The organism is Candidatus Equadaptatus faecalis, assembly GCA_018065065.1.
GTDB lineage: Bacteria > Synergistota > Synergistia > Synergistales > Synergistaceae > Equadaptatus > Equadaptatus faecalis.
This window is the reverse complement of the sequence record JAGHTZ010000038.1, coordinates 1-15,864: the sequence shown is the minus strand read 5'-3', so window position 1 is coordinate 15,864 and position 15,864 is coordinate 1. Positions and strand designations below refer to the sequence as shown.

At 49.6% G+C, this 15,864-nt stretch carries 18 protein-coding genes; 14 read left to right on the top strand and 4 right to left on the bottom strand.

The features are described 5' to 3' along the window. Positions 1 to 66 precede the first annotated feature (66 nt). Genes KBS54_03025 through KBS54_03015 form a run of 3 tightly spaced genes read left to right on the top strand, consistent with a single transcriptional unit; the run spans position 67 to position 2,665 of the window. A complete protein-coding gene (locus KBS54_03025; GenBank protein ID MBQ0055105.1) occupies positions 67 to 780 on the top strand; it encodes a UMP kinase in 714 nt (237 codons plus the stop codon). Positions 781 to 824: 44 nt separating this feature from the next. Beyond that, entirely contained in the window at positions 825 to 1,382 is a 558-nt protein-coding gene (gene frr, locus KBS54_03020) for a ribosome recycling factor (protein ID MBQ0055104.1), read from the top strand. Positions 1,383 to 1,417: 35 nt separating this feature from the next. Beyond that, positions 1,418 to 2,665, top strand: coding sequence for an HD domain-containing protein (locus tag KBS54_03015; protein MBQ0055103.1), 1,248 nt, complete (start codon positions 1,418 to 1,420; stop codon positions 2,663 to 2,665). A gap of 38 nt (positions 2,666 to 2,703) precedes the next feature. Here KBS54_03015 and KBS54_03010 read toward each other — a convergent pair whose 3' ends face one another. After that, a complete protein-coding gene (locus tag KBS54_03010) occupies positions 2,704 to 3,864 on the bottom strand; it encodes a pyridoxal phosphate-dependent aminotransferase (GenBank protein ID MBQ0055102.1) in 1,161 nt (386 codons plus the stop codon). Between the two features lie 210 nt (positions 3,865 to 4,074). Here KBS54_03010 and raiA point away from each other — a divergent pair, with 210 nt between their 5' ends. The 6 genes from raiA (at position 4,075) to surE (ending at position 9,304) form a co-directional block, all read left to right on the top strand. Continuing rightward, positions 4,075 to 4,605 (top strand): ribosome-associated translation inhibitor RaiA, encoded by a 531-nt coding sequence (gene raiA / locus KBS54_03005; GenBank protein MBQ0055101.1) that lies wholly within the window; start codon positions 4,075 to 4,077, stop codon positions 4,603 to 4,605. 75 nt (positions 4,606 to 4,680) lie between these two features. Further along, positions 4,681 to 6,639, top strand: coding sequence for a UvrD-helicase domain-containing protein (locus tag KBS54_03000; protein ID MBQ0055100.1), 1,959 nt, complete (start codon positions 4,681 to 4,683; stop codon positions 6,637 to 6,639). Then, a complete protein-coding gene (gene coaE / locus KBS54_02995; GenBank protein MBQ0055099.1) occupies positions 6,599 to 7,216 on the top strand; it encodes a dephospho-CoA kinase in 618 nt (205 codons plus the stop codon). The genes KBS54_03000 and coaE overlap by 41 nt, the downstream gene beginning before the upstream one ends. Then, positions 7,216 to 7,926 (top strand): thiamine diphosphokinase, encoded by a 711-nt coding sequence (locus tag KBS54_02990; GenBank protein MBQ0055098.1) that lies wholly within the window; start codon positions 7,216 to 7,218, stop codon positions 7,924 to 7,926. The genes coaE and KBS54_02990 overlap by 1 nt, the downstream gene beginning before the upstream one ends. Next, complete coding sequence (locus KBS54_02985) at positions 7,927 to 8,532, top strand: site-2 protease family protein (protein ID MBQ0055097.1); 606 nt, start codon at positions 7,927 to 7,929, stop codon at positions 8,530 to 8,532. A 1-nt stretch (position 8,533) separates the two neighbouring features. After that, positions 8,534 to 9,304, top strand: a complete 771-nt coding sequence (surE, locus tag KBS54_02980) for a 5'/3'-nucleotidase SurE (protein ID MBQ0055096.1) — start codon at positions 8,534 to 8,536, stop codon at positions 9,302 to 9,304. Between the two features lie 29 nt (positions 9,305 to 9,333). Here the strand turns inward: surE and KBS54_02975 are convergent, their stop codons facing one another. Beyond that, positions 9,334 to 9,993, bottom strand: coding sequence for a tRNA 2-thiocytidine(32) synthetase TtcA (locus KBS54_02975; protein ID MBQ0055095.1), 660 nt, complete (start codon positions 9,991 to 9,993; stop codon positions 9,334 to 9,336). 200 nt (positions 9,994 to 10,193) lie between these two features. Between KBS54_02975 and KBS54_02970 the strand changes: the two genes are divergently transcribed. After that, a complete protein-coding gene (locus KBS54_02970) occupies positions 10,194 to 10,766 on the top strand; it encodes an isoprenylcysteine carboxylmethyltransferase family protein (GenBank protein ID MBQ0055094.1) in 573 nt (190 codons plus the stop codon). On the opposite strand, the gene KBS54_02965 is transcribed toward KBS54_02970, so the two are convergent. Beyond that, positions 10,763 to 11,623 carry an MBL fold metallo-hydrolase gene (locus KBS54_02965; GenBank protein ID MBQ0055093.1) on the bottom strand — a complete coding sequence of 287 codons (861 nt, stop codon included), beginning with the start codon at positions 11,621 to 11,623 and terminating at the stop codon, positions 10,763 to 10,765. The two genes, KBS54_02970 and KBS54_02965, sit on opposite strands and share 4 nt — an antisense overlap. 2 nt (positions 11,624 to 11,625) lie before the next feature. After that, positions 11,626 to 12,306, bottom strand: coding sequence for a M48 family metallopeptidase (locus KBS54_02960; protein MBQ0055092.1), 681 nt, complete (start codon positions 12,304 to 12,306; stop codon positions 11,626 to 11,628). 66 nt (positions 12,307 to 12,372) lie between these two features. Between KBS54_02960 and KBS54_02955 the strand changes: the two genes are divergently transcribed. The 4 genes from KBS54_02955 to KBS54_02940 are packed head-to-tail and all read left to right on the top strand — an operon-like array spanning position 12,373 to position 15,667. Next, complete coding sequence (locus tag KBS54_02955; GenBank protein ID MBQ0055091.1) at positions 12,373 to 14,256, top strand: YgiQ family radical SAM protein; 1,884 nt, start codon at positions 12,373 to 12,375, stop codon at positions 14,254 to 14,256. Between the two features lie 49 nt (positions 14,257 to 14,305). Beyond that, the gene (locus tag KBS54_02950; protein ID MBQ0055090.1) at positions 14,306 to 14,722 is read left to right on the top strand and encodes an OmpH family outer membrane protein; all 417 of its coding nucleotides are present in this window, start codon (positions 14,306 to 14,308) and stop codon (positions 14,720 to 14,722) included. A 42-nt stretch (positions 14,723 to 14,764) separates the two neighbouring features. Continuing rightward, the gene (plsY, locus tag KBS54_02945) at positions 14,765 to 15,358 is read left to right on the top strand and encodes a glycerol-3-phosphate 1-O-acyltransferase PlsY (protein ID MBQ0055089.1); all 594 of its coding nucleotides are present in this window, start codon (positions 14,765 to 14,767) and stop codon (positions 15,356 to 15,358) included. Between the two features lie 57 nt (positions 15,359 to 15,415). Continuing rightward, positions 15,416 to 15,667, top strand: coding sequence for a hypothetical protein (locus KBS54_02940; GenBank protein MBQ0055088.1), 252 nt, complete (start codon positions 15,416 to 15,418; stop codon positions 15,665 to 15,667). Positions 15,668 to 15,864: the final 197 nt, after the last annotated feature.

The following is a 15,864-nucleotide window of genomic DNA, read 5'->3' as shown; positions in this document are numbered from 1 at the left end:
GATTTTCCCTCGCTTTTTTTATAACTTTTGTAAAGTTTCCTGTATAATAACAGCGGGGGTGGAAATATGACTGTCAAATACAAAAGAGTTTTGCTGAAGCTTTCAGGGGAAGTCCTCGGCGGCGGAAGCTTCGGACTTGATTACGATTCGGTCAGCGCAATTTGCGAACAGATTGCAGAGGTTTCCAAAGCAGGGATAGAAATAGCGATTGTTGTCGGAGGCGGAAACATTATCCGCGGGGCACAGACGGTTAATATTGAACGCGCCCAGGCAGATTATATGGGTATGCTCGGAACTGTTATAAATGCGCTGGCATTGCAGGATAACCTGCAGAAATTCGGTGCTCCGACGCGTGTTCAGTCGGCTATAGAAATGAGACAGGTTGCGGAGCCCGTGATAAGACTTCGCGCAGTACGCCACCTTGAAAAAGGGCGCATTGTGATTTTCGCGGCGGGAACGGGTTCTCCCTATTTTTCAACCGATACGACCGCGGCTCTCCGCGCCTCGGAAATTAAGGCTGACTGCGTAATTAAGGCGACAAAGGTTGACGGAATTTACGACAAAGATCCGGCAAAATACGCCGATGCCAAAAAACTTCCGAAGCTTACTTATGCGGACGCGCTCAGCATGAGACTTCAGGTTATGGACGCAGCGGCATTTGCGCTCTGCCAGGACAACAACATTCCCATCGTTGTCTTTGATATGCAGAAAAAAGGCAATTTGAAAAAACTTTTGCTTGACGGAGAAAATATAGGTTCTGTAGTAGCACAAAACGCCTGAGACACTGTATAATATTGTCCAGATAATTCAAAGGAGTGGATACCATGCCCAAGGCAGTAATTGACCAGCTTAAAGAAAACAGCGAAAAAGCACTCGGATTCCTCAGAGCTTCACTGCAGGGAATACGTACCGGCAGAGCTCATCCCGGACTTGTTTCCGACATCAAGGTTGACTATTTCGGCACCCCCACGCCTATTAAAAATATGGGCAGCATCAACGTTCCGGAAGCCAGACAGCTTGTAATCGTTCCCTGGGACAAAACGGCTCTCAAAGCTATTGAAAAAGCAATTCAGGCTTCGTCTCTCGGCATCAATCCGCAGAACGACGGAGAGTCAATCCGGCTCAACATGCCGGAGCTGACGCATGAACGCCGCGTTGAGCTCAACAAAATTGTCAACAAAACGGCTGAAGACGCCCGCATAGGCGTACGCAACGCACGCCGCGACGCTATTGAAAAGCTGAAAAAAATGGAAAAAGACAGCGAGATTACGGAAGACGAGCTTAAGAAATTCCAGAAAACGGCTCAGGACGAAACAGATGCTTTCATTAAGAAAATTGACGAAATCGCTGCTGAAAAAGAAAAAGAAATTCTTGAAAAATAACAAAAGCGGCCGCAAGGCCGCTTTTACTTTAAGTTATGAACGAAATTAAATTTGCGAAAAAAATACACGAAGCCGGAGGAGAATTGTTTCTTGTCGGAGGCTGCGTGAGAGACAGACTGCTCGGCAAAAAACCGAACGACAAAGATTATCTGCTCTGCGGCATCTCCGAAGAAGATTTTATCCGGCTTTTTCCCCGCGCGGTAAAGGTTGGCAAAAGCTTTCCGGTATATCTTGCTTACGTAGGCGCAAAACGCTGTGAAATAGCTTTTGCCCGTACCGAAAGAAAAACGGGGCAGGGCTATACCGGCTTCAGCGTGGACTACAACCCTGACATTACCGTTGAGGAAGATTTATACCGCCGCGATTTGACGATAAACAGCATGGCGTATTCCGTGCTGGGACGAAAGCTTATGGATCCGTTCGGAGGCAGGAGGGATTTAAAAAATAAAATTCTCCGCGCGACATCGGAGCATTTCAGCGAGGATCCTGTGAGAGCTCTCCGCGCGGCGCGTTTTGCGGCGCAGTTTGATTTTGCCGTTTCGCACAAAACGCTTGAAATGATGGCGGCCTGTGCCGGAGAACTTGCAAACGAACCCAAACCCAGAATTTTGTCGGAGCTTGAAAAAGCTCTTTCGGCTCCGCGTCCATCAATATTTTTCCTTACGCTGAAACAGACGGGACTGTTGAACGCCGTTTTTTCCGAAATTGCGGCATTGTCAGGCAAAAGCCAGCCTGCCGAATATCACCCCGAGGGCGACGCCTTTCAGCACACTATGCTGGTGCTTGACGAAACCGCAAAAGAAACGAAGCGCGTGGAAGTTCGTTTTGCCGCGCTTATGCACGACATAGGCAAGGGCAGAACGCCTGAGGAAATGCTGCCGCACCATTTCGGACACGAGCAGAGAGGTGTTGAAACAATACAGGAAATTGCGAAAAGCTTTGAACTCCCCAAAAAGTGGCGTATGGCGGCGGAATTTGCGGCAGCTGAGCACATGCGCCCTGCAAGACTGAAACAGCCTGCAAAAATTGCGGATCTGCTTGTCAGACTGCAAAAAAATCCTCTCGGAATTGAAGGTTTTTCGATAATAGTTAAAGCGGACAACCACGGCGAAAACGCAGAATGTCTTGCAAATGCCGACAAATATATTAAGGCAATGGAAAAGGTAAAGGCCGAAGACGCGCCGAAAGGCTTAAAGGGAACAAAACTTGCCGACTGGATAAGACAGAAACAGATTGAAGCGGTAAAACAGCTGCAAGCTATAAGCTATAAGCCAAAATCTTAAATCTTAATGCTTAAAGCTTACAGCTTCCAGCTTAAAACTCACAGGCTCTCCAAAAATTCTTTGAGACGTTTCATGCCTTCAACAATATTTTCCATTGAGGAAGCGTAGGAAATTCTGATGTAGCCCGGGGCAAAGAACGCGGTGCCGGGGACTGTTGCTACGTATTTTTCCTCAAGAAGCCGTGCGCAGAACTCCATGTCGTCAGGAACGGGGCAGTCCTTGATATTAACAAAAGCGTAAAACGCGCCGTCAGGTTCCGTGATTTTCAGATACGGCATATCGCTGATAAGCTTCATTATTGTTTCGCGGCGTTCCGCAAAGGCAAGACGCATCTTTTCAACGTCCTCCTCCGCGCCCTGCAGTGCGCCGAGAGCAGCCCACTGTGCGACTGCGCAAGCGTTGGAGGTCAGATGTCCCTGCAAAGAGTTAATCTTGGAAATAATTTCCTTCGGTCCGAGCGCCCAGCCGACGCGCCAGCCTGTCATGGCGTAGGCCTTGCTCGCGCCGTTAATCAAAATTGTGCGGTCTCGTACGTCAGGCGCAGCCTGCAGAAGGTTGATATGCTGTTTGCCGTAGGAAAGGCGTTCGTAAATCTCGTCCGAAAGTATCCAAAGGTCATGTTTTTTTGCGGTCTCGGCGATAAGCTTCAGAGTTTCTTCCCCAAACATTGCGCCTGTCGGATTATTCGGCGAATTGAAAACAATACCCACGGTTTTGTCCGTAATCACAGCTTCAAGAGCCTGCGCGTCAGGAACAAAATTCGTATTCATCGTATCAATGAGAACCTCTTTGCCGCCTGCAAGATGCAGCTGTTCAACGTAGCTTACCCATGCCGGCGCAAAAAGAACGACTTCATCGCCCGGGTTGACAAGCACCTGAAACGCCTCGTAAAGAAGCGGTTTGGCGCCGGAAGCTACCGTCACTTCGTCCGGGGTGTAATCAAGGTCAAAACGGTTTTTGTAATAATTGCAAATCTCCCTGCGGAGTTCAATAATGCCTGACGTAAGCGTATAATGCGACTCGCCGCGGTTAACGGCGTCTATTCCCGCCTTGGCGCCCGCCTGCGGCGTTGCAAAATCAGGCTCGCCGACGCTGAAAGAAATAACCGGCCTGCCCTCTGCCTTCATCTGCTTTGCCTTGCCCGAAATACTTAGTGTCGCGGAAGGCTTAATCTGCAAAATTCTGTCCGAAAGCTTCATTGCTGCTCCCCCTGTCAAAATTGTTTTTTGCAAAGAAAATTATACAACTGCGGGAAAAAAATACAATACAAAATAACTTCCGTGCCGGTGTTTTGCAGAATTTTACAGGCGGACGAAAATTACGTATTTTTACTGTCTGTTTTTTCGTCTGATGGTTTATAATATACACACGGTCGATGACCAAGTTCAATTACGGATGGAGGCAGCGAAATGGAGACAAAATTTTTAATCCGCAACGTAGAACCGGATGACAGGCTGAAAGATTATATGGAAACAAAGCTTGCCAAGGTGGAGAAGTTTTTTGACAGGATTATCTCAACGCAGGTTTCGCTTAACTTCAAACGCGGACGCTGTTCTGTCGAAATAACCGAGAACGTGAACGGCTGCATTATCCGTGCCGAGGAATCGGACGCAGATCTTCGCAAGGCTTTTGACCGTGCGCTTAAAAATATTGAGCGTCAGGTGAAGAAGCACAAGGAAATGCTTAACAAAAAGGGCAGAATCAAGCTTCAGGACATTGAATTTGACCTTGATTCAATAGTTCTTCCGGAAGAGCCCGAAGGCAGGGAAATTATCAGGAAAAAGAGCTTTGACGCCGGCGTTATGACGCCCGAAGAAGCTACGATGCAGATGGATCTTCTCGGTCACGAATTTTTCATCTTCAAAAATTCCGAGACCGGTGAAATCAACGTTGTGTACAAAAGAAAAGAAGGCGGCTACGGATTACTTGAGCCAAGATAAACAAACGCTTATAATAGGGGAAGCCGTTAAGGCTTCCCTTTATTGTTTGGTGGTGCAGGTTTGGAGCAGGGCAGAATGAATATACTTGAAAATCTTAATCCGAGACAGCGCGAAGCGGTAGAATACTGCGACGGGCCGGAGCTTGTCCTTGCAGGCGCCGGAAGCGGCAAAACAAAAGTGTTGACGACAAAAATCGCGTATCTTATCAGCGAAAAACGCGTGTTGCCATGGAAAATAGTCGCGCTTACCTTTACGAACAAGGCTGCGAAAGAAATGCGCGACAGGGTGGAGGCTCTTATCGGCAGCGGACTGTCGGGCATGGACGTCTGCACCTTCCATTCCTACGGACTGCGTTTTCTGCGCCGTTACGGCGAAGCGCTGCAAAAGCTCGGTTACAGAAATTCTTTCGTAATTTTTGACCGAAGCGATACAAAATCAATTATCAAAAAACTGCTGGAAGAACTGAATATTGACCAGAAACAGCTTTCGCCGGTGGAAGCTGTTGAAATGATTTCAAATGCAAAAACAGCGTCAAATCCCGTTACGCGCGACGTTCGCATACACTCCCGCTGGCAGGAGCTTTACGACAGATACCAGAAAACGCTGCTTGAGCAGAACGCGCTTGATTTTGACGACCTTATGGTGCTTCCGCTGCATATTCTCGCAACAAACGCCGAGGTGCGCGAGGCGGAACGCAGCCGCATAGAATGGGTACTTGTTGACGAATATCAGGATGTGAACACGCCGCAGTATCTTTTGCTTCGTCTGCTTGTTGACGAAAGCAGAAAAATTATGGTCGTCGGAGACCCCGACCAGTCTATTTACGGATGGCGCGGCGCGGATATGTCTGTTATCATGAATTTTGAACGGCATTTCGCGGGGGCAAAGGTCGTGGTGCTTGACCAGAATTACCGCTCAACGGGGCAGATACTCAAGGGCGCGAACGGCGTTATCAGAAACAACAGCGACAGACATCCTAAGGACTTGTGGACGGCGGCGTCTGAAGGCGCGAGCATACAGGTTTACAGGGCAAAAAACGATTTGGACGAGTCGCAGTGGGTATGCAAAAATATTAACAGACTGCTTGACGAAGGTTACCGTTACGGGGAAATGGCGATTTTGTACAGGGTGAACGCGCTCAGCCGCGGAATTGAACAGCAGCTGCTTGAAAGCTCTCTGCCGTACAGGGTTATACGCGGTCTTGCGTTCTATGAAAGGGCGGAAGTCAAGGACGTGCTTTCAATGATGAGACTCGCCGTGAATCCGTCGGACTCCGTTTCGCTCGCGCGTATTGCAAATGTTCCAGTCAGAGGGCTTGGCAAAAAATCCGTTGAAAATTTGTCCGCATGGCTTTACGAACACAGAAAAGAGTCTCCCGAAGATATATGGAGTCTGCTTGAAGAATGCGGCGCCGAACTGAAAGGCAAGGCAAAGGACGGCGCGAGGGAACTCGCACGGAATATGCTCTCGATACTTGCCTCGCAGGACAATATGCAGGCTGTTATAAACGATATACTGTACACGCAGGGCTACGAAGATTATCTTAAAGAAAACAAGCCTGACGACTGGGCGGAGAGGGAAGAAAACGTGCTTGAAATTCTCTCTCTTGTTCCCGAGGACGGTACGCTTGACAAGCTTCTTGCCGAGATTTCGCTCTATACCGACGCGGATACTCCGGCGGAAATTGAAGACAGCATAAATCTGCTTACCCTGCACGCGGCAAAAGGACTTGAATTTCCCGTAGTATTCATTATAGGCATGGAGGAAGGACTGTTCCCGAGCTCTCGCTCGGTAAGCGGAGAAAGCGACATAGCGGAGGAACGCAGACTGTGCTACGTAGGCATGACGCGTGCAAGGGAAAAACTGTTTATGAGCGGTGCGGCGTCAAGGCTTTTGTTCGGCGGAATACAGAGCAATACGACCTCGCGCTTTATAGGCGAAATTCCGCCTGACTGCAAGGAAACGGAAGACAACAGCATAAGGAGCTGGGAAGATGCTTACAATCGGACTCACAGGCGACGTTGGAGCTGGTAAAAGCACGCTTTGCAAAACGTGGCGCGAAATGGGCGCCGAGATAATAGACTCGGACACGATAGCCCGTGACATGTGGCTGCTCCCTGCCGTACAGAAAAAGGCCGAAAAACGCTGGGGCAAAAATTTCTTTGACTCTGACGTTAAGGAAGTTTATGCAAGGATAGCGGACAAAATTTTTTCAGACAACGCGGAATATGAGTTCGCAGGCAAACTGCTGTATGCTCCTACAATGAAAGAGATAGAAAAGAGACTTAGAAAAATTCCCGAAAACGGCTGGGCTGTGGTTGAGATACCTCTTTTGTACGAGCACGGCTCTGAAAAAATGTTTGATATGGTCGTCTATGCGGCGGCGACGCTTAAAAAACGCACGGAGCGGAATACTGCGCGCAGCTGGACAAGGGACGAACTGAAACGCAGACAGGCAAAGCTTATGTCGCGAAAAGAAAAAATGGAACGCGCCGACCTGCTTCTCCGCAACAGCGGAACGGAAGAAGAATGGCGGGTGAAGGCTGAAAGAGCCGGAAGAAAATTTATCAGGCTTGCGGCCGCGCAGAACTGCGGGAAGGCAGAGAAATAATGTTTGTGCTGAAACTTCCCAAACTTACGATAGAAACGCAGTATCCTGACGACACGGCGCTTTTTGTGCTCGGCGGAAGACAGCCTGACGCTGAATGGCTGAAATCGCTTGACTTTCAGACCGCCGTCTGGGCTGTTGACAGAGGAGCGGACATCTGCCGCGCCGCGGATATTGTTCCCGAAAGACTTATAGGGGACTGTGACAGCGCGGACGAAGAAACGTGGAGCGAGTTTGAGCGAAGCGGCGTTACCCGCACGGACAGATATCCGGCGGACAAAGATTTAACGGATTTTCAGCTTGCGCTCGGCGTTTTCGCAAAAGAGCGCAGGGGCGGAGGAATATTTCTTACCGGCTGTTTCGGAGGGCGTTTTGACCATCTGTGGAGCAGCGTCATTTCCTTTGCGAAGCCTGCCGAATACAGGGCAGTAGGGCTTGCCGACGAAAAAGAAGGAATGATTTTCCTCAGCGGCATTTCAAAAGCCGTACTGAATTTTGAAGAAAAACCGCAGGCGTTTTCACTGCTTCCGCTCAGCCGCAAATGCCAGGGCGTATGCCTGCACGGCACACGCTGGGAGCTTGACGGGGCGCAGCTTGATTATTTTGAGCCGTACAGCATAAGCAACAGGCTCGACGAAGACCTGTGCGTGTCGGTGTCGCTGAAAAACGGACTGCTTGCGGTGTACTGGAACTGGAAAGAGGAGGATAAATAAATGAGTCCGAAATTTGCGCAAATTCTGCTTGGAATACCTGTTTTGCTTTGGTCGCTTTCGTTTCACGAATTCTGCCACGGTTACGCGGCGTACATGCTCGGCGACCCTACGGCAAAATGCGACGGACGGCTCAGCTTAAACCCGCTGGCGCACATTGACCTTGTCGGCGGTCTCTGCCTTCTGCTGTTTCATTTCGGCTGGGCAAAGCCGGTGCCCATCAATCCGGCGTATTTCAAACACCCGAAACGCGACCTGGCAATAGTTTCGCTTGCGGGCGCTGCCGGAAACATCCTCACCGCCTTTGTCTGCGTACAGCTATTTGTCCGCTTTCCGCAGTTTTTTACAAGCTACGGACTGCACCTTTTCATGCTGCTTATGATACGGATGAACGTAGGACTTGCGGCGTTTAACCTTATACCCATACCGCCGCTTGACGGTTCGCGAGTGCTCTACGTCCTCCTGCCTTACGGCGGAATGAGATTTTTTGACTGGCTGGAACGCTACGGAATGTTTGTAATACTTGTTCTTGTGGCGCTGAACGTGCTTCCGTACCTTATGAAGCCGTTTATGGACTTAATAATCGGCATTATAGGACTGGGACTGTAAAATGAAAATTCTGCTTTCAAACGACGACGGCGTTTATGCCGAAGGCATACATTTCCTTGCCAAAACTCTTGCAGACGCGGGGCATGACCTTCTTGTATCCGCTCCGGCAAGGGAAAGAAGCGCAAGCGGACATTCAATGACGATGCACAAGCTTGTTACGCTTGAAGAAATAGACAAAAAATTCATACTCGGAAACTACCGTGCCTATGCATGCAGCGGAATGCCTACCGACAGCGTAAGCCTTGCCTGCGACGTGCTCGGCTTCCGCCCCGAACTGGTTGTTTCTGGTATAAACAGAGGACCGAACGTCGCAGGGGACGTAACCTATTCCGGAACTGTCTGCGCCGCAATGGAAGGACTTGTTTTCGGCGCGACCTCCGTTGCGCTGTCTCTGAACGTCGTTTCAAGAAAAGAAACGGCGTATTACGAAACAGCAGCCCAGTTTATGAAAAAATTTATAGGTTTTCTGCGCGAAAATACCGAGGAAAAACCGCAGCTGTACAACATCAACGTTCCCAATCTGCCGTACGGCGAAATCAAAGGCACTCGCGTAACACGGCTCGGAACGAGGCTCTACGAAGACAGGGTGGAGATTATAGAGCGCAACGGAAAAGAATACTACTGGATAGGCGGACGAATTGAAGACCGCTTTGAAGAAGGTACCGACGTTACGGCGCTCCGCGACGGTTATGTTTCCGTAACGCCGCTGAAAATGGACATGACGGACTACGAAAGACTGGAAAAGCTTAAAAGTGCAAACTGCGGAATATAATATAAAAAATCTGCCGTCGGGCAGATTTTTTATTTCCAGCTTTCGCTTTCGGAACAGTTTTTGAGCGCGTGAATGAGATTGCTTTTTATCGTCGGAACTTCTTTTTCTATTTCCGCGAGCAGTTTTTTTGCGGTAATTCTTTTCGTGTCTTCCCCGTACGGGCAGCAGGAGCTTGTTACGGGAAGCGCAAGCCGCTCTGCCTCAAGCGCCGTGTTTCTTTCTTCAACATAAACAAGCGGTCGTATGACGCGCAGTTTTGTCCGAGTCATGAACATATTCGGGCGGAAGCATTTGAAATGTCCGCCGTAACAGAGATTGAGCAGAACAGTTTCGGCGGCGTCGTCTTTGTGGTGTCCGAGGGCTATTACGCTGCAGTTTTCTTCTTTCGCAACGGTCGCAAGCAGTCCGCGCCTGAAATTCGCGCACAGACTGCACGGGGAGCGTTCCTCTCTTGCCTCGATGATTTCGTACGTGGAATGAGGCTCGACGCGCACTGGAATATCAAGCGTTTTCATAAATTCAAGAACCGCGCCCGTGTTCATGCTGCCGTTTGACTGGTCTATTATGCAGGCTGAAAGGTCAAAATTTACGGGGCTTCTTTTTTTCAAAACGGCAAGGACAAGCGAAAGGACAAGACTGTCTTTCCCGCCGGAAAGTCCTATTAAAATCCTGTCGTTTTCCTTTATCATTTCATAATCGCGCACGGCCTCTCCCGCGCGGCGGATTATTTTCTGCGATAAAGGGTACTGCTCCTCAAAGTCGTTTTTCAAAGCCCTGTTCATCTCCCATGCGTTGTATCCTATCACAAACGGACAAAAAATTGGAGATAATCTGTCAAATATGTTAATATATTGCCCGACAGAGGGCGTAAAACGAAAGGAAGGCTGACATGAACGACAAAATTTCTTCGGCGGCGTTTAAGTGCAGAGGCTTGTTCTGGACGCTGTTTGCCATAGGTTTTCTGATTTATCCCGGGAGCTTTTCAACGGCAAGATACTGCGCCGGTTTTGTGCTTGTTGTCGCGGGGCAGCTTCTGCGTTTTTGGGCTGCCGGATATATTCCGCAGTACCGCACCGAAGTAATAGGAGCGCCGGAGCTTATCACCTCAGGTCCGTATTCTTACGTCAGAAATCCTCTTTACGCCGGCAATTTTATAATGGGCTTCGGCTGGGCTCTTATGGCGGGTTTCGGCTGGCTGGCAGCATTCTGCGCGGCGTTTTTCCTGCTCTACTGTGTTGTAATAATTCCGGCAGAAGAAAAATTTCTTGAAGGAAAATTCGGAGAAAAATATACCGCTTACAAAGAAACAACGGGTGCTCTCATACCGCTTTCATTCCCAAAAACGGCGGAACAGAACAAAAAATTTGATTTCAAGGCGGCGTGGGCGTGCGAGAGATATTCAATACGCACCCACGTAATCGTTACGGTTCTGCTTACGGCGCGTCTGCTGTTTTTCCGCTAAATTTCGCTGTATTTGACCTTTCTTCTGCGTTTTTCGGGCGGAACGTAAGCCGCAAGCGTGTCAAGGTCGATTATCATTCCATCGCGTGCCGCAAGGACACGCGTTTTTTTTGTCGCAAAACCGCTGACCAGTTCCTGCGGTTTTCCTTCAACAATCATTCGTCCCAAATGCGACAGAGTTACAAGTCCGGCAGAGCAATCATGGACAAAATCAGCTGCGTCCGGCAGGGAATAGTGGTCAACGTTCGGACGGCGGATAAGCATTGTGGAGTTCAGCGATATAAATTTACAGCGTTTGTAACGTTTTATAAATTCCGGCAGTGGTCTTGTGTCGCTGATAACGCCCCAGGTCGGAAAACCGCGCTTGGCGAATATCAGTCCGAAGCAGTCAACCCCGTGGTGTACGTGCCTGACAGGTTCGACCGTTATGCCGTTCGGCAGCTTTATTTTTTCGCCGTCGCGCATTTCGTACACGTTTTCGGCTTTTGAAGCGGAATAGGAGAGCAGTACGGGGTCTTCCGCAAAAGCCGCGTCGTGCGTGGCCAGTATTGAGCCCTGTTTTTTGTAGCCGCCGGAGGTCATTGCTTCGGCAAGGACGTTCACGTCCGTGCTGTGGTCGATATGCCTGTGCGTGAGAATAAGCGCGCGTATGTCCTCCGGATTAAGCTGCGGATATGCTTCGCAGATTTTTACAAGGCTTCCGGGGCCGGGGTCTATAACGCCGTTCAGACCCGCGTAGCGGAACCACATTCCGCCTGTCGCGCGGTACTGATGTATCATTGTAAAGCGTGCGCCGCCGGTGCCCAGATAGCGCACGAAATTTTTCGGATATTCAAAAGTTTTCTTTCCCTGAACCATTTTTACCACCACTTGTACAGACGGCTGTCCCTGTTCAGTTCAGCGCGTCTTTCTTTGTAATCGGGCACGAGCTTTTCAACCTCCCGCCAAAATGCCGCGGAATGATTAAGCTCCTTCAGATGGCACAATTCGTGTACCGCAACGTATTCAAACAGCCTGTCGGGAAGCAGGGCAAGGCGCGTGCAGAAAGTGATGTTTCTTTTTGCGCTGCAGCTTCCCCAAACCGTTGAAACGGTCTTGACCGATATTCTTGCCGGAGACACGTCCAGCGTTTTGCAAAGGCGCGGAAGTATTGAGGCGAGCCGTTTTTCAAGCGCACGCGCGTACCAGCGTTCAAAAAGCTTCCGCGCTTCCGCCTGTCTGCCTTTGTCAAGCAGAAAACGGCTGCCGTCAAATTTAAGCCCTTCATTGCCGTCCGTCAGCCTGAGAGGGTATTCTCTCCCCGCAAACAGATATAATTCTCCGTCCGTATAGTTTTTCGCTTGCGGCAAAGCGGCAGTGCGTTTTATAATTTCTTCAAGCAAAGGAGCAAGAAGCTTTTCGGTGGCAGCAGAAACATTGTAACCTGCCGGAAAAGCAACGGTTATATTTCCGCTCAGGTCAGCTTTTACCGTTATGTTCTTTCGTCTTGCGCTGCGCCGTACGGCATAGCTCTGCCCGCTGATGATTATTGTCTCGCCCATATCTGTGCCTCCGCGCGACAATAATAACCCCGAAAGCCTTAATAGTCCAATGATTGGAGCAAAAATATGACGAAAAAAAATACTGATAAAATTTCAAGAGATAAATTTCTGCCTGTAAGCTGCGCCGATATGGAGGCTCGGGGTTGGGAAGAATTGGATTTTCTTCTCATATCGGGCGACGCGTACGTTGACCACCCGAGCTTCGGGCACGCGATAATTTCGCGCTGTCTTGAAGCGGCAGGCTTCCGCGTCGGAATAATCGCGCAGCCGGACTGGAGAAGCACAGAGGCTTTTGCCAGACTCGGACGGCCGCGTTTCGGCGTTTTTGTAACTGCCGGAAATCTTGACTCAATGCTGAATCATTACACGGCGTCTCTCAAAAAAAGGCATAACGACAGCTATTCTCCGGGGGGAAAAGCGGGACTCCGTCCAGACAGGGCAACGATAGTCTACTGCAACAGAATAAGGGAAATATGGAAAGATATCCCGCTTGTTATAGGCGGAATTGAGGCAAGCCTGAGACGTTTCGCGCATTATGATTACTGGAGTGATTCCGTGCGCCGTTCACTGCTTGCGGACAGCCGCGCCGACCTTCTCTCGTTCGGAATGGGCGAGCTTTCAACGGTTGCGATTGCACGTGCCCTGTCCGAAGGCAGATCGGTTTCGTCAATCAGAAACGTCCCAGGCACCTGCTGGAAAACGCACGAACCCGCAAATGCCAAAGACGCCGTAACACTTCCGTCGTTTGAAGAAGTCAGCGCAGGCGGCAGAATATTTGCCGAAGCCTTTGCAAAACAGTACGCGGAACAAAATCCGTACTCAGGCAAAAGGCTTATACAAAATCAGGGCGCATGGCACGTTGTGCAGAACAGACCGTCGCGCCCCCTGACCACAGCGGAAATGGACAAGGTCTATGCCCTGCCTTACACGCGCTGCTGGCACCCCGATTACGACGCCTTGGGAGGCGTCCCTGCGCTTGCCGAAGTTAAATTCAGCATAACAAGCCACCGCGGCTGCTTTGGCGAATGTGCCTTCTGCGCGATAGCGGGACATCAGGGAAGAATAATACAGAGAAGAAGCGACGAGTCAATAATAAAGGAAGCGGAAGCTTTCAAAAAAATGCCGGATTTCAAGGGCTACATACACGACGTAGGAGGCCCGACTGCCAACTTTATGCAGCCTGCCTGCGCAAAACAGGAAAAAAGCGGGGCGTGCAGTGGCAAATCCTGCCTTTTCCCAAAGCCCTGCCCTGCGCTTCGCGCTGATCACAGCACGTACATTTCGCTTTTGAGAAAGCTCCGCGCGCTTGACGGCATAAAAAAAGTTTTTATCCGTTCGGGTGTGCGCTGCGATTATCTGCTTGAGGACAAAGAAAATGATTTTCTGTCCGAGCTGTGTGAACACCACGTCAGCGGACAGCTCAAAATAGCGCCGGAGCACGCAAGTCCGAAGGTGCTTGAGCTTATGAGAAAACCGCCGAAAGAAACAACGCTTGACTTTATGAAAAAATATGCCGAAACGAACAAAAAACTCGGACTGAAACAGTATCTTGTGCCGTATTTCATATCCGCGCACCCGGGTGCAGCGCTTGAAGACGCGGTCATGCTCGCGGAATTTATCCGCGACACGCGGCTCAGACCCGAACAGGTGCAGGATTTTACGCCCACCCCAGGCTCGGCTTCCACCTGCATGTATTTCAGCGGCTTTGACCCGTTCAGCGGAAAGGAAATCTACGTCGCCAAAAGCACGGAAGAAAGAAAAATGCAGAGGGCTCTTATGCAGTACTGGCTGCCCGAAAACGAAGAACTTGTACGCGCGGCTTTAATAAAAGCTGGACGTCCCGACCTTATCGGAAACGGCGAAAAATGCCTTGTAAAAGCCGGTACGCAGCGAAAAATCAGTAAAAATACGCAGGGAAATCGCCGGCAAAAGATAGACAAAAACAGGTAAAACGAGTAAAATTCTTTTGTTTGCAAAACCACACAGGAGGTATAACGACATGAAGAAGACCATTATAGCGTTGTTGACAGTATTTGCGGCTCTCACAGCTGCACAGGCGGCATTCGCCGATGCCAGGGTAGGTTGCGTTGACGGGGACAGAGTCCTCCGCGAATATCCGAAATTCATTGCAGCGCAGAAACAGCTTGCGCAGACTGCGGAACGCAAAGAGGCTGCCACTCGCGCCGCTTTTGACAAAGAAAAAGACGAAGCGAAAAAGGCAAAACTTGTGCAGACCATGCAGAAGGAAATGGCTCAGGAAGAAGAAAAAGTTATGAAGCCTATCCTTAAAACGGTCAACGACGCAGTTCAGAAGGTCGCCAAACAGAAAGGCATAACGGTTGTCGTCAACAAATCGCTTGTCTATTACGGCGGAACAGACCTTACATCAGAAGTCATCTCTGCTGTCAAGAGATAACAAAACGGCGCCGTTCAATGAACGGCGCTTTTAAATAATCAAATGCTTATTTTCTGGATTTTGGCGGGCTATCTTGCCGGAAGCTGTCCGACAGGGTATCTTCTTGCCAAATACATCAAAAACGTTGACATAAGGAAATTCGGTTCGGGCAATATAGGCGCGACAAACGCCGGACGTCTGCTCGGAAAAAAATACGCCGTTTTTATTGCACTGTTTGACATGCTCAAGGGCGGAATAATTGTTTTGCTCGCGGCGTTCTGCACGCATGACCCGCTCACAGCCGCTCTTTCAGGCGCTGCTTCCGTACTCGGGCACAATTACCCTGTATGGCTCGGCTTCAAAGGCGGCAAAGGCGTTGCCACCACATACGGCGTAATATTTTTCTTTGATTTCTTCAATCCGCTTCCGTCGCTCCTCGGCGGAGCAGTATGGTACGTCGTAATGAAAACCAGCCGCTACGTTTCCGTTGGTTCAATCTGCGGACTTTTCGCCGCCGCGTTCCTTACGCTTGCTTTCAAAATGCCGAAGCCGTATTTCTTTGTATCGCTCTTTCTTGCCGCGCTTTCAACGTACAGGCATAAAGACAACCTGAAACGCATAGCGGCAGGCACCGAAACAAAAGTCGGCGAAAAATAATCAGCTAAATGCAAAATGCAGAATGTAAAGTGCAAAATGCAGAGTGCAAAATTCAAAATGAAAAACAAAAAATCACCGTCTTCCTGCGGGCTCCGTCAGGAGCAGCGAGAATCCAGCGGCACACCACCCGTCTCACTGCGGGACGCGAAGCGTCAGCGCAGTGCCCAGCGGCTCTACGGGCGAAGCTCGTTACTGAAAAAAAACGGCTTGGAAATTCCCAAGCCGTTTTTAATTTCCCCAAAATTGCGTTTGGGTACAACAAACATAGCTATAAGCTACAAGCTAAAAGCTGCAAGCCATAAGCTATAAGCCTTAACACCTTAAGAGTCTTTTTATCTGTCATTCCGACGGAAGTCGGAATCCAGAGTCTTTTCGTTTTTAAGGTACTTTCAAAGACGCTGGATACCGTGTCAAGCACGGTATGACAAAGATTTTTTGCCACATGCCTTTTGCTTTTGCTTATAGCATATAGCGTGCAGCGTATAGCATTTTGGCGCTTTCGCGCC

What these genes read in the sequence shown, in the direction of transcription:
- KBS54_03025 (MBQ0055105.1), top strand. Translation starts at nt 67, where the DNA reads ATGACTGTCAAATACAAAAGAGTTTTGCTGAAGCTTTCAGGGGAAGTC.
- KBS54_02990 (MBQ0055098.1), top strand. Translation starts at nt 7,216, where the DNA reads ATGTTTGTGCTGAAACTTCCCAAACTTACGATAGAAACGCAGTATCCT.
- KBS54_02965 (MBQ0055093.1), bottom strand. Translation starts at nt 11,623, where the DNA reads ATGGTTCAGGGAAAGAAAACTTTTGAATATCCGAAAAATTTCGTGCGC.
- KBS54_03010 (MBQ0055102.1), bottom strand. Translation starts at nt 3,864, where the DNA reads ATGAAGCTTTCGGACAGAATTTTGCAGATTAAGCCTTCCGCGACACTA.
- frr (MBQ0055104.1), top strand. Translation starts at nt 825, where the DNA reads ATGCCCAAGGCAGTAATTGACCAGCTTAAAGAAAACAGCGAAAAAGCA.
- KBS54_02985 (MBQ0055097.1), top strand. Translation starts at nt 7,927, where the DNA reads ATGAGTCCGAAATTTGCGCAAATTCTGCTTGGAATACCTGTTTTGCTT.
- KBS54_02940 (MBQ0055088.1), top strand. Translation starts at nt 15,416, where the DNA reads ATGAAAAACAAAAAATCACCGTCTTCCTGCGGGCTCCGTCAGGAGCAG.
- raiA (MBQ0055101.1), top strand. Translation starts at nt 4,075, where the DNA reads ATGGAGACAAAATTTTTAATCCGCAACGTAGAACCGGATGACAGGCTG.
- coaE (MBQ0055099.1), top strand. Translation starts at nt 6,599, where the DNA reads ATGCTTACAATCGGACTCACAGGCGACGTTGGAGCTGGTAAAAGCACG.
- KBS54_02955 (MBQ0055091.1), top strand. Translation starts at nt 12,373, where the DNA reads ATGACGAAAAAAAATACTGATAAAATTTCAAGAGATAAATTTCTGCCT.
- KBS54_02970 (MBQ0055094.1), top strand. Translation starts at nt 10,194, where the DNA reads ATGAACGACAAAATTTCTTCGGCGGCGTTTAAGTGCAGAGGCTTGTTC.
- surE (MBQ0055096.1), top strand. Translation starts at nt 8,534, where the DNA reads ATGAAAATTCTGCTTTCAAACGACGACGGCGTTTATGCCGAAGGCATA.
- KBS54_02960 (MBQ0055092.1), bottom strand. Translation starts at nt 12,306, where the DNA reads ATGGGCGAGACAATAATCATCAGCGGGCAGAGCTATGCCGTACGGCGC.
- plsY (MBQ0055089.1), top strand. Translation starts at nt 14,765, where the DNA reads ATGCTTATTTTCTGGATTTTGGCGGGCTATCTTGCCGGAAGCTGTCCG.
- KBS54_03015 (MBQ0055103.1), top strand. Translation starts at nt 1,418, where the DNA reads ATGAACGAAATTAAATTTGCGAAAAAAATACACGAAGCCGGAGGAGAA.
- KBS54_02950 (MBQ0055090.1), top strand. Translation starts at nt 14,306, where the DNA reads ATGAAGAAGACCATTATAGCGTTGTTGACAGTATTTGCGGCTCTCACA.
- KBS54_02975 (MBQ0055095.1), bottom strand. Translation starts at nt 9,993, where the DNA reads ATGATAAAGGAAAACGACAGGATTTTAATAGGACTTTCCGGCGGGAAA.
- KBS54_03000 (MBQ0055100.1), top strand. Translation starts at nt 4,681, where the DNA reads ATGAATATACTTGAAAATCTTAATCCGAGACAGCGCGAAGCGGTAGAA.